The sequence below is a fragment of the Pseudoalteromonas sp. Z9A5 genome (assembly GCF_011378875.1).
Taxonomy (GTDB): Bacteria; Pseudomonadota; Gammaproteobacteria; order Enterobacterales; family Alteromonadaceae; genus Pseudoalteromonas.
In genome coordinates, this window is the sequence record NZ_WTLC01000031.1 from 46717 (window position 1) to 59518 (window position 12802).

At 37.8% G+C, this 12802-nt stretch carries 11 protein-coding genes, 3 tRNA genes and 1 pseudogene; 8 read left to right on the forward strand and 7 right to left on the reverse strand.

Annotated elements, in window-relative coordinates; all coding sequences use genetic code 11:
- Nucleotides 1-4: 4 nt before the first annotated feature.
- The 6 genes from rsxB to GQR56_RS15175 form a co-directional block, all read right to left on the reverse strand.
- Nucleotides 5-559: an electron transport complex subunit RsxB gene (rsxB, locus tag GQR56_RS15150; RefSeq protein ID WP_166113029.1), complete on the reverse strand. Its 555-nt coding sequence runs from the start codon at nucleotides 557-559 to the stop codon at nucleotides 5-7.
- Between the two features lies 1 nt (nucleotide 560).
- On the reverse strand, nucleotides 561-1142 hold the full coding sequence (rsxA, locus tag GQR56_RS15155) for an electron transport complex subunit RsxA (RefSeq protein ID WP_024609646.1): 582 nt from the start codon (nucleotides 1140-1142) through the stop codon (nucleotides 561-563).
- 291 nt (nucleotides 1143-1433) lie between these two features.
- A complete protein-coding gene (locus GQR56_RS15160) occupies nucleotides 1434-3377 on the reverse strand; it encodes an EAL domain-containing protein (RefSeq protein ID WP_166113032.1) in 1944 nt (647 codons plus the stop codon).
- A gap of 150 nt (nucleotides 3378-3527) precedes the next feature.
- Nucleotides 3528-3604 (reverse strand) — tRNA-Asn (locus GQR56_RS15165).
- Nucleotides 3605-3630: 26 nt separating this feature from the next.
- Nucleotides 3631-3707 (reverse strand) — tRNA-Asn (locus GQR56_RS15170).
- A gap of 21 nt (nucleotides 3708-3728) precedes the next feature.
- Nucleotides 3729-3805 (reverse strand) — tRNA-Asn (locus tag GQR56_RS15175).
- Nucleotides 3806-4867: 1062 nt separating this feature from the next.
- On the opposite strand from GQR56_RS15175, the gene GQR56_RS15180 reads away from it, so the two are divergent.
- From GQR56_RS15180 to GQR56_RS15200, 5 genes are all read left to right on the forward strand, one after another.
- Complete coding sequence (locus GQR56_RS15180; protein ID WP_024612982.1) at nucleotides 4868-6247, forward strand: MATE family efflux transporter; 1380 nt, start codon at nucleotides 4868-4870, stop codon at nucleotides 6245-6247.
- Nucleotides 6244-8238 (forward strand): excinuclease ABC subunit UvrB, encoded by a 1995-nt coding sequence (gene uvrB, locus GQR56_RS15185; protein ID WP_024612981.1) that lies wholly within the window; start codon nucleotides 6244-6246, stop codon nucleotides 8236-8238. The genes GQR56_RS15180 and uvrB overlap by 4 nt, the downstream gene beginning before the upstream one ends.
- A gap of 2 nt (nucleotides 8239-8240) precedes the next feature.
- On the forward strand, nucleotides 8241-9179 hold the full coding sequence (locus GQR56_RS15190; RefSeq protein ID WP_166113035.1) for a class I SAM-dependent methyltransferase: 939 nt from the start codon (nucleotides 8241-8243) through the stop codon (nucleotides 9177-9179).
- Nucleotides 9180-9860, forward strand: coding sequence for a class I SAM-dependent methyltransferase (locus GQR56_RS15195; RefSeq protein ID WP_166113039.1), 681 nt, complete (start codon nucleotides 9180-9182; stop codon nucleotides 9858-9860).
- 102 nt (nucleotides 9861-9962) lie between these two features.
- Complete coding sequence (locus GQR56_RS15200; RefSeq protein ID WP_166113042.1) at nucleotides 9963-10991, forward strand: hypothetical protein; 1029 nt, start codon at nucleotides 9963-9965, stop codon at nucleotides 10989-10991.
- Between the two features lie 35 nt (nucleotides 10992-11026).
- Here GQR56_RS15200 and GQR56_RS15205 read toward each other — a convergent pair whose 3' ends face one another.
- Nucleotides 11027-11269 (reverse strand): hypothetical protein, encoded by a 243-nt coding sequence (locus GQR56_RS15205; protein WP_024612977.1) that lies wholly within the window; start codon nucleotides 11267-11269, stop codon nucleotides 11027-11029.
- Between the two features lie 265 nt (nucleotides 11270-11534).
- On the opposite strand from GQR56_RS15205, the gene GQR56_RS15210 reads away from it, so the two are divergent.
- From GQR56_RS15210 to GQR56_RS21655, 3 genes and pseudogenes are all read left to right on the forward strand, one after another.
- The gene (locus GQR56_RS15210; protein WP_024612976.1) at nucleotides 11535-11984 is read left to right on the forward strand and encodes an isoprenylcysteine carboxylmethyltransferase family protein; all 450 of its coding nucleotides are present in this window, start codon (nucleotides 11535-11537) and stop codon (nucleotides 11982-11984) included.
- A 211-nt stretch (nucleotides 11985-12195) separates the two neighbouring features.
- Nucleotides 12196-12306, forward strand: a pseudogene (locus tag GQR56_RS21650) (hypothetical protein); the annotation flags it as partial.
- 132 nt (nucleotides 12307-12438) lie between these two features.
- Entirely contained in the window at nucleotides 12439-12735 is a 297-nt protein-coding gene (locus tag GQR56_RS21655) for an RHS repeat-associated core domain-containing protein (protein ID WP_346775770.1), read from the forward strand.
- Nucleotides 12736-12802 lie beyond the last annotated feature (67 nt).

Below are 12802 nucleotides of genomic sequence, written 5' to 3' on the forward strand. Positions count from 1 at the left end.
ACCTCTAATCTATTTGTGTAACAGGAATAGCGTCTAGCTGCCATTTCCAGTTTTGTTTAGTTTCGGCTACAGGTAGCATATCAATGCAGTCTACAGGGCAGGGCTCAACACATAAATCGCAGCCAGTGCATTCATCAATTAATACAGTATGCATTTGGCGAGTGGCACCTAAAATAGCGTCAACAGGACAAGCCTGAATACATTTAGTACAGCCAATACATTCGTCTTCGCGAATATAGGCAACTGTTTTTATAGGCTCTGCTTGTTCGCCGCCCGCAAGTGGTTTTTCATCAACACCCATTAAGCCCGCAAGCTTCTTCATGGTTGATTCACCACCGGGTGGACATTTATTTATTTCATCGCCGTTTGCAATAGCTTCGGCATAAGGGCGGCAACCCGGGTAGCCACATTGACCACATTGGGTTTGTGGTAAAATGGTGTCTATTTGCTCAACAATGGGATTGCTCTCTACACGAAATCGTATAGCGGCAAATCCTAAAATTAACCCAAAAATCAGCGCTAACGAGCCAAGCGCTATTAAGGCATAAAACAAGGTCATATTAAAATTTCACTAATCCGGTAAAGCCCATAAACGCCATCGACATTAAGCCTGCGGTTATCATGGCAATAGAGGCGCCTTTAAAAGGAGTGGGTACGTCAGCTGCTGCTAAACGTTCACGTAATGCTGCAAATAAAACTAGCACTAACGAAAAGCCAACCGCAGCGCCAAAACCATACACTGCCGATTGTAAAAATGAATGATCTTCTTTGATATTTAGTAAAGCGACACCCAGTACAGCGCAGTTGGTAGTTATAAGCGGTAAAAATATGCCTAATAAGCGATACAGGGTAGGGCTGGTTTTACGCACCACCATTTCGGTAAATTGCACTACAACGGCAATAACTAAAATAAAGCTCATAGTGCGCAAAAACTCGATGTCGAGTGGCACTAAAATATACTGATTTACTAAGTAGCTTGTAACGGAGGCAAGGGTAAGTACAAAGGTGGTCGCCAATGACATACCAATTGCCGTATCAAGTTTCCCTGATACGCCCATAAACGGACATAAGCCTAAAAATTGTACTAATACAAAGTTATTAACCAGAACTGTTCCGATCAATAATAAGACATATTCTGTCATGTGTGCCTCACGCTATTAAAATCATTGGTATTATCCTTTTTTCTGCCCTGATTAACAACATGTGCAGTGACTATCAGCCAAATAAACAAGTTAAAATTCAAAGGCAATTATAAAGGTGTAAAAATACTGTAATTCGTATGTAATATTTACTTTAATTTTACAGTGCAAGTAATGCCAAATAGTACCACAGCGTTATTACTACAATTCACAAAGCAAAAAAGAGCAACAAGTGCTCTTTTTAAATTAATTAACATTACTAGGCTGATTTAACAGCGAGCAAGCTTAATTGATTTAGATATCTTTAGGTTTTTCGATGTAATAACCTTGTACACCATCTAAACATAGGGTTTCAATAATGTGCTTTTCTTCTTGGCTTTCAACGCCTTCAGCAAATACATTAACGCCAATACGGTGCGCTAAATCAACCATAAGTCGCATAAAGTATTGGTTGTTTTTATCATCTTCTAGACCGCGAGTGTAACTTGCATCCATTTTTATAAAATCGGGTTTTAAATCGCGGAAAAACTTAAATGAAGTTAAGCCAACACCAAAGCGTTCAACTGTTACGCGAGCGCCAACTCGGTGGATCATATCAATAAAGCGCTTACTTGCTTTAATGTTTTGCTGTAAACCAAACTCGCTTACTTCAAACACAAGTTTAGATGCAATGTGAGTATCTTTTAATAAGCGGCGTTCTAACCAAATTACAAATTGGTCGTTGTGTGCGCTTGATGCTGTTACATTCAAGCCAAAAAACTTCTCAGATAGGTTACGGCTCTTAACTTTTTCAAGCGACGAATCAATAATTAATCTGTCTATCTCAATAGCCATATCGAGTTTTTCGGCCATCGCCAAAAATGACGCGGTAGGGAGTACTTGGTTATCTTCAGTTTTAAATCTAACTTGTATTTCGGCGTATGCTTTAATACTTTTGCCAAGTGGCATAATATTTTGCATTACTAAGTGCACACGTTTTGATTCAATAACTTCGTTAATCACTTTGCGCCAGTTTTGATTACCAAACCCAGCACTTGCGTTATTAGCTAAATCGGTTTCTCGTTGTACATGCCACGCATTTACTTGTTTTGATTGCGCCATACTCATTGCATTATCAACAACCGAAAGAAGCTCCCCTAAAGGTTTTCCTTTTTCGTAGCCTACAATACCCGTGTTAGCTACTGAAGTTAGCTCTTGGTTTTGTTGATATTGCGTAAAGCGCGATTGTAAGTTTTCGCCAAAGCGTTCAGCTTCTTTAAGAGGTACATTAGGCAATACAACGGCAAAATCAGAGCTGTTTAATCTAAATACTTGGCTGCCAGTATACGTACCACTTATGTGTTTAACTATTTCAGAAACACCTCTAACGTATTCGTCGCCTTTTTGATAGCCACGGCTTTGATTTATAGCTTGTAGCTCGCTACATCTAACCATTGCTAAAGCACCAAACGTGCTTTTTTCGGTGTTTTCGATGTTTTTTTCGTAATACTCAACAAACATATTACGATTGCCAAGCGCAGTAATTACATCTTTATACGCTTCGTGTTTAATATCTTGCGCGGCACTTTGAATATCTTCATTTTTTGATTTTAAAAAGTGTGACAAGCGATTAAAGCTAGGAACTAAGTCTTTACCTAAGTTTTTTAATTTTGAACCGTCTAATGCTGTTTCTAAATCGTTATTAACTTGGTTTTGATTAATATAAATATCAATTGTGTCTGCAACCGTCATGCTTATATTTTTATTTAAACGGTAAAAAATCGATTTCATCAAAATAATAGGAATAATTACTAATGCAGCAGAAATAACAATAACAATAAATAGGGCGGTTTGAAGCTGCTCAGCTAAGCGTTCTATATTAAGTGTAAACTCAATTTTTATATCTGCTGCATCATTAACAGCAAATTGTGGACGAATAGAGTTAAGGTTAGATTGTATAAAGTTAGCAAATATAGGTAAGCGAGAAGGGGTGTCAATACTAAACACTTCGTTACCTTGGTAATCTCTTAATGTAAAACTAGAAAATGTTTTTCCGTCAGCAATTATTTTTTTTAAGTTTTGTGCTGAATCATCATTAAAAGATATTTCATTTATATATTTGGTTACAGTAGTTTGAGCATTTTTTTGCGCATCACTAACCGCATTGTTAAAGCTTACCGATATGAAGTAAGTTCCAGCTGCAATGCATAGTAGCCAAGTAATTATTTGTACAAAAATAAGTTTTTTAAAACCAGCCATGTTTTCAGTCTTTTAATAATTCAAAAGGGAAGGAATCAAGTCCTTGATTAATAAACTAAGTTACAACGCATATGAATAATAAATTAATGCTTTAGTTATAGATAGGAGAGTAGTGGATTTTTGCTGGAATGTCTATGGAATTATTATAATTGGCTCCCCCTCCCCGACTCGAACGGGGGACCTGCGGATTAACAGTCCGTCGCTCTAACCAACTGAGCTAAGGGGGAACTAAAGTAGTGATATTATTATGATTTGGCTCCCCCTCCCCGACTCGAACGGGGGACCTGCGGATTAACAGTCCGTCGCTCTAACCAACTGAGCTAAGGGGGAATCGTTTATGGTTGAAAAACTTGGCTCCCCCTCCCCGACTCGAACGGGGGACCTGCGGATTAACAGTCCGTCGCTCTAACCAACTGAGCTAAGGGGGAAGCGCTTGCCTTTCAACGGGGCGAAATATTAATGACCTCACTGCAAACTGTCAACACATAAAAGATCATAAACTAAAAAAAGAAGTCTATTCGGCGTTTTTATGTTCGATCTGTGTGATTTATGGCTTTATTTTGATTTTTTTTAGAAATTTTAATGGAAGAAAATGCGACGTAAATTGCTTTTTGAGTAAATTACTTTTGTGTGTTGAGCAAATAAAACACAATATTAAACTGCTTTGTTAGCAAAAATTACACGTAAAAGACAAAAACTAGCTTTCACTTCTTTTTAGTTTTCGCTTTTTTACCTTTAAAATATAAAAACATTTAAAATCGACTTTGGGTAATTCAAAAAAATTAGTCACTATTTAGCGGTAATAAATTTAATTTACGATTTATTATGCAAATAATATTGAAGTTGTTCAAAAATAGTGCAATCAATAACTTGCAGCATTTTATTGGTTAGCGAACTCAGTTAAACAATTGAGTTAGTAAGGCGGATTGATCCAATTAATAGACTTTTACTTTGAGATTGTAAAAATGACATTAATTGATTATCTAAGTTTAATAAGAATTAACTAAAAATGAGACCTCTCTAGAAGCCTTTATAAATGCGGCTTTGAATGAGTTATCCACGGTTTCTGTGGATAACTCTGTTTATGAAACCTTAAGAACATCAGGCGCACTAGAGCTGTAGGGCGCTGCACCGATTTCAAGCTTTTAAATCACTATTTTTATTTCAATATAAAACAATGAGTTAGTGTTTCACCTTTATTCCATGCAACTCGATGAGCAAAATTTTTCGTTACGATAAATCAAAGTATTGCTTTGTGTAAAAAAGCATCAGCAACTGGTGGTTGTTTGTAATAAAAGTTACAAAAATGTATTTTAATTGTTTTTTAGAGCACTAAGCCGTTATTTTAACAAAAATACGTAAAAAGAGGCTTTTACTATTTTTTCGAATCTTTAGTTTGCTGTTTACTTCAAATCTGTTGATAAATCCGTGGCTTGAATTGCCTTGATGCTTTAAAATGATTCGCTCAGTAAAAGAGGCTAATTTATTCCATGCGCGCAATTTCAAAATCTCAGACCCGCCCAGATTTACTAAATGATCCTATCCCTTCAACATTAAAAAAAATGACCATTCCAATGATTTTTGGAATGGTCACTTTAATGATGTTCAATATTGTTGATACATTTTTTATAAGTTTATTAGGAACTGAGCCATTAGCAGCAGTGAGTTTTACATTTCCAGTTACCTTTACCGTTATTAGTTTAGCGATTGGTTTGGGTATTGGTACATCGGCTGTAATAGGTAAGGCACTTGGCAGTAATAAAATTGATGAAGCACGTTTTGACGCAAGCGTATCTATATTGGTCGCTTTTGTTTTAGTGCTTATTTTATCTTTTGTTGGTTATTTATTAATTGATCCCATATTTACGTTATTAGGTGCAGGGCAACAAGTACTGCCATTAATACACGAATACATGAATGTGTGGTTTATCGGAAGTGTGTTTTTAATTACCCCCATGATAGGTAATTCGGTATTACGTGCCAGTGGCGATACCACAACACCGAGTATTGTAATGGGCGGGGCAGGGCTTATTAACGCCATACTCGATCCAATGCTTATTTTTGGTTTTGGTCCAATACCTGCTTTAGGTATTCAAGGTGCGGCTATTGCAAGTGTTATAGCGTGGTCGGTGGCTGTTGTAATTATTTTATATTTGCTAATAGTAAAAAAACGTTTATTAAGCTTAAAAGCAGGCAAGCAAACAGTTATTGGCGCTATTCGTAAAATATTAAAAATTGGTTTACCTGCAGCGGGCGCTAATATGCTTACACCAGTAGCAATGGCAGTAATGACCGCTATGGTTGCACATCACGGTCCGGAGGCTGTAGCGGCATTTGGAGTTGGCAGCAGAATAGAATCTATAGCAAGTATATTGGTACTTGCTTTATCGATGACACTTCCACCCTTTGTGAGTCAAAACTTTGGTGCAGGTAAATTGTGCAGAGTAAAAGAAGCGTATATTGGTACATTAAAATTTGTAATGATTTGGCAATTCGCTATTTATGTTTTACTCATTGCTTTATCAGGTGTGATCAGCCAATTGTTTGGTAAAGAGCAAATGGTTATTGACGTTATAAAACTCTTTATTTATACCATTCCGCTTAGTTATGGCTTACAAGGTGTGATCATATTATCTAATTCTTCGTTTAATGCTTTACACAAACCAATGAACGCATTGTTTTTAAGTGCTGTGCGCTTATTCATTTTTTATCTGCCATTTGCATATATAGGTAACGAACTCGCTGGGTTAATCGGATTATTTATTGGTGCAGCAATCGGGAATTTATTTACCGCAATGGTGGCATACAAGTGGTTTATAAAAGAGCTTGAGGCTTTGAGCAGTCAATCATTAAAGGAGTGCAATAATTGAGCGATCATTTTCAACTAAAATCACATTTTAAACCTGCGGGAGATCAACCAACAGCTATTAAGCAGTTATGTGAAGGTCTAGAAGCAGGTTTAGCGCACCAAACATTGTTAGGCGCAACAGGTACAGGTAAAACCTTTACCATGGCTAATATTATTAACGACTTAAATCGTCCGACAATAATAATGGCACACAACAAAACCTTAGCAGCGCAGTTATACGGCGAGATGAAAGAGTTCTTCCCTAAAAATGCGGTTGAATATTTTGTATCTTATTATGATTACTACCAGCCAGAAGCCTATGTTGTTTCTAGCGACACGTTCATAGAAAAAGATGCATCAATAAACGAGCACATAGAGCAAATGCGTTTAAGTGCAACCAAAGCACTGCTTGAGCGTCGCGATACCATTATTGTGGCGTCGGTATCGGCTATTTATGGTTTGGGTGACCCTAAATCATACATGAAAATGATGCTGCTTTTAAAAGTGGGCGAAAAAGTAGATCAACGCGACATGCTGCGCCGTTTAGCCGAAATTCAATACACCCGCAACGATATAGATTTTAGCCGTGGCACATACCGCGTACGTGGCGAAGTGGTTGATATATTTCCCGCAGAATCAAGCACTTTCGCTATACGCGTAGAAATGTTTGACGATGAAATAGAGCGTTTGAGTATTTTTGATCCGCTAACAGGTGCAGTCGAAAGACATATTATACGCACCACTATCTACCCAAAAACGCATTATGTAACCCCACGAGAAAAAATTCTGGGTGCTATCGATAATATAAAAGAAGAGCTTAAAGATCGAAGAGCGCAATTACTGAGTGCAAATAAATTAGTAGAAGAGCAACGGGTAACGCAACGTACACAATACGACATTGAGATGATGCGAGAGTTAGGTTACTGCTCAGGTATAGAAAACTATAGTCGTTATTTATCGGGACGTACGCCTGGCGATCCGCCGCCAACATTACTTGATTATTTACCAGATGATGCATTGATGATTATTGATGAATCGCACGTGACCGTTTCGCAAATCGGTTCTATGTACAAAGGCGACAGAAGCCGTAAAGAAAACCTTGTTGAGTATGGCTTTAGAATGCCCTCAGCTATGGATAATAGACCGCTACGCTTTGAAGAGTTTGAAGCCATAGCACCACAAACAATTTATGTATCTGCAACGCCAGGTGATTTTGAGTTAGAGCGTTGCGTAGGCGCAATAGCGGAGCAAGTTATTCGACCAACAGGGCTACTCGATCCCCTTATTGAAGTGCGCCCAGTGGCTGATCAAGTTGATGACCTACTATCTGAAATTTACAAAAGTGTAGAGAAAGGCGAACGCGTACTTGTAACTACATTAACCAAACGTATGTCTGAGGATTTAACAGACTACTTAAGTGAGCATAATGTAAAAGTACGTTACTTACATTCAGACATTGATACGGTTGAACGAGTTGAGATTATTCGTGATTTACGTGCTGGAGTGTTTGATGTGTTAGTGGGCATTAACTTACTTCGAGAAGGCTTAGATATGCCAGAAGTGGCGCTTGTAGCAATACTTGATGCAGACAAAGAAGGCTTTTTACGCTCTGCACGCTCAATTATTCAAACCATTGGTCGCGCCGCTCGTCACTTAGATGGTCGTGCTATTTTATATGGTGATAGAGTCACAAAATCGATGGCTAAAGCCATGGATGAAACAGCACGCAGACGCGAAATTCAGCATGCATATAATATTAAACATGGTATTGAACCGCATTCATTAGCCAAAAAAATCCTCGATGTGATGGATGTAGGCGAAGAGGCTGCACCAAAAGATAACCTGAGACTTATTCGTAAAGAGTCTAAAAAAGTACTCAGTGCAAAAGAAATCACAGTTCAAATTAAGCAACTCGATAGCAAAATGCATGCGTATGCGAGCGATTTAGAATTTGAAAAAGCGGCTTCTGTTCGCGATGAAATACATGAACTACAACAACAGTTGATTAATTAAAAATGACATCTGATTTTACTCCAATTATTACAGCGCTAGCTGATGCGCCGATTTTAAATAATGAACTTTGCCGTGTTTTTCATGGGCGTGGACATACGGTTGAGGCATTAAGCCATATTAACGTAGACTTTTACCCGCCGAGTTTATTTTTAGTGTCTTATGATGAAATTGACGAGCCAACACTTAGCGAATTAACAAGTGTTGTATGGGAGTGGGCGCAAGCACATCATCCAGAACTTATTACATCGCTTGTGTACCAGCAACGCGCCGGTGTGCAGAGCCAAAACCAATTAGTGTATGGTCAGTTACCTGTTCAGCATGTTGTAAACGAAAACGGTATTCGCTTTTTAGTTGATTTGCAAAGCCGCCAAAATACTGGAATATTTCCGGATATGCGCAGCGGTCGTGAGTTTGTTATGGCTAACAGCAAGCACGGTAAAATACTTAATTTATTTTCGTATACGTGTGGGTTTTCGCTTGCAGCAATGCAAGGCGGTGCTGATCATGTAATGAACATGGATATGAGCAAAGGTGTACTTAAAGTAGGCAAACAAAACCATCAGCTTAATGGTTTTGAAAGAGGCGTGAGCTTTTTACCACACGATATTTTAAAGTCGTTTGGTAAATTAAAAAAAGCAGCTCCGTTTGACTTAATTATTGTTGATCCGCCAAGCTTTCAAAAAGGGAGCTTTATTTTAACTAAAGACTATCAAAAAGTGCTGCGCAGATTGCCAGAGCTATTAAGCGATACAACAAAGTTACTGCTTTGTGCTAATAGCCCAGAGCTTAGCGAAGATGCATTTAAAGCACTTATTACAGAGCATACACAAGGTGCCATTGAGTTTGTTGAGCGCTTAGCACCAACAGCACGCTTTATAGAAATAGACAGCGATAGAAGCTTAAAAGCGCTGGTCTATAAAACGTCACAAACAACTGATTAAATGAAGCTCAGTAAACGTTTATCAGCTATTGATTCGTTAATAGCACAACCAACCGATATTGTATGGGATTGCTGCTGTGACCATGGTTATTTAGGTTTAGCGTTGTTAAAACGAAATGCCGCTAAAAAAGTTATTTTTGTAGATATAGTGCCCAATCTAATGGCTGATTTAGAATCGTTGCTTATGCGTGTTAGCGCCCAGCAAAATTCTTATTCAAGCAGCGAGCAGTGGCAAGTAATGTGCAAAGATGTTGGTTGTATTTTACTTGGCAAAAATATAAAGCAGACCGTTGTTATTGCTGGTGTAGGCGGTGAGTTATTATTAAAACTCGTGCAACAAATAATCGCAAATAACAGCATTGAAAGCGTACAAAACACGCGCTTTATTTTGTGCCCAGTACACCATACTTATGACGTAAGAGTAGGGCTTAATATGCTGGGTTTAGGTTTGATTAGCGAGCAACTGGTTTGCGAAAATAAACGTTTTTACGAAATTATAGAAGTCAGCTTTAATAGCAATACAAAAGTAAGTTGCACAGGTTTACACATGTGGGATTTCACAAATAAAGAACACATAGCCTACAAACAGCAATTACTAAATCACTATAATAAAATGCTCAATAAAGATGAAGTTTATTATCAAAAAGTTATAACAGACTATCAAGGATTAGCCGATAGTTAAAAAAGCCTAAAATAAAGGCGTTGGTGTGATCTAATTACGACAGTGAAGACGTAATATGATTAAAGTTAATATCTTGCTTAAGCAAGTTTATTTGGTTAATTTATGTCAGATAATAATAGTTACTTACAGTCTTTACTCAGTAATGAGCAAAAATGGCAACATAGCTACGAGCAGCCAATTTCTTATGCGCCTGTTGTGCAATTGGCAAATAATAGCTGGGTGGTGCCTCAACATTTTTTACGTTATAAACACACTTTAAATAGCGTAAACGAAGTGCTCGATAGCATTGAATTTTCGACACACTTTAGAGTGCTTGCTGCACAAAAGGGTGACGAAATTTACCTGCAAGTTGCGGTACTAAGCCCTGACAACTATCAAAAAGGTGTTTCTCAGAGCGATATAAAAGCAAAAAAATTGTTGTTTGGCAGACGTTGGATTGTTGAAGAAAACTTGCCTACCTCAGAGCTTATTCAAACTGCATTTTTAGCACTTAAAGTGGCCCGTGAGCACGAAGTGAGAGAGCTTTTTCAATATAAGCACGCAAATCATGTAAGCACGCCATTTAATAATCACCACGATTTGCCGCTAATGGCTCAAAACCCTGAGCTAATTAACAGCGACTGTAATGACACGCAAGCCATTGCAGATGTTGTTAAACGTATTGTTTTTGCCGGTAAAGAAATTGTTTTAAAAAGCCAGAATATGATCACGGCTGAGCAGTATTTATATACGGTTGAACTTTTATGCCAAGACAGCCAGTTAACCGAGTTTAACCAAAAAACGATTGCATTTTTAACCAGTGATCAAACTGCTAATAGCTTTTTACATGCTTTAATTGCAGCACTAGTCAATGCAAGCAATGAATACGTTAATGAGCAGTTTAAGTACCAAGGCTTTGCTCGATTTAGTAAACACGTTACGGCTGAGCAAATAGGTGCTCTAAGCATTGCCATGCGCTCTCCAAGTGCAATAGGGCTTTGCTCATTAGGGAAACAGCACGCTAACCAGTTAAATTTTGAAATAGACAGTGGGCGAGCGCCAGAAGGGTGCGGACAAGCTATTGGCGGTTTTTTAGCTGCTCATGGTATAGAGCAACCAGAAAACGCACATTTGTACCCAGGTTACTTATAAGTTTGCACCTAGTGCAAACTTATTAAAACACACAACTAAAGTTTGTTTATTTCTTGTTTCACATTAAAGCTTGAATCGGTAACTATAGCTTCAAGTGTTTGTACACGCTCTTTTAATGCAAGTACTTGTGCTTTAGTCTCAGCTAACTCTTTATTAGCATCACTGTTATTGTTTTGCATTTTATGTTTAAACTCAAGATGCTTTTTATACATATCGTAAACCACACCTGAGCCAACCGAAATTAGCACTATTAAAACAATCATCGTAGTTCCAGACATAATCACATTCCTTCATTTTATTCATTCGTTTATATTTAAAGTATAACCTTTAAGCACTTTTGATAAAGCTGACAATTGTAACTTAATTTGTATGGTCAGTTTAAGCTCTTGATTGTGGGTTGGTAGAAGCTGTTATTTTTAACGTTCAAATTGATTTATAGTTTACAGCGTTCATCATTTATACACTTGTAGTATTGTTTAATGTTCGGCTAAACATTATGTAATAAATTAAATAAATATTTTATAACTAATACAGTGAGTTGCTATGTTAAATAATAAAATTCCACCCGTTATTGTTGTGCTGTTTTTTGCGGGCATAATGGCACTTATCGCGCACTACAGTATTATTGATTTTACAGCGTTTATTACCTATTTAGCTTTGAGCTTTTTAGCAATAGGGAGCGTGTTATGTATTGCGGGTGTATTGAGTTTTAAACTTGCTAAAACAACAGTTAACCCAAGTAAACCAGAGCAAGCATCAAAGCTAATTACGAGCGGAATTTACCGGCTCTCTCGTAATCCTATGTATGTTGGGCTTGCCTTTATTTTAGTAGGGTGGGGCATTTGGCTAAGCTCGTTGTGGGCACTGCTTTGCGTTGCAGGGTTTATTGCGTACTTAACGTTTTTTCAAATAATGCCAGAAGAGCGTGCTTTAACTAAATTATTTGGCAAAGAGTATATTACCTATAAAGCAAAAGTTAGGCGCTGGTTATAAGTTTACAGCAAAAAATAAAATAAATAAAAAAGGCTATCAACGATAGCCTTTTTGAGCAAATAGCAATAAAGCTGGCATTGCATCAAGTAATTCTAACGCACTTGGCACCATTAAAAGCAGTGCAACCGACGCCGACCGTTTAACGCAATTTGGCGATAGCGACTTTGACTACGACGAATTTGGTAACCAAATTCGCGAAACCGGCAAAGGCATTAAAACCCTTCGTGAATACAATGCATTTAATCAATTAAGCTGTTTTAATAATAATGGCACGCTCACCCAATACGATTACGACCCACTCGGTCGACGTATAGCCAAGCACACCGAACACGGTAAAATTGACTACATTTGGGATAACGACCAGCTAATAGGTGAATGCCAACACGGTGAATATACGTGGTATATAAACCTACCAAATCAATTTCACCCAGTAGCACTGATTAAAAAAGGCGAGGTGTATTACTATCACCTAGACCAACTTAATACCCCACGTTTTGTAACAAACAGCAGCGCACAAGTGGTGTGGGAAAACCAAGCCGATGCATATGGTTACGTAGAGCCAAAACCAGACGCTGAATCTACTGTAAATAATACCTTTACTCAGCCAATACGTTTTCAGGGGCAATATTTAGATGAGGAAAGCGGCTTACATTACAACCGTTATCGCTATTACAGCCCCAAACAACAACGCTTTATAAACCAAGATCCAATAGGGCTTGTGGGCAGGGCAAGATCACGAACTTTACCTTGACTTCAAAGTATGATCTTATACTCCTTTTTACAAGGAGCATTCTCATGCTTGATATTCAGCTATTTAA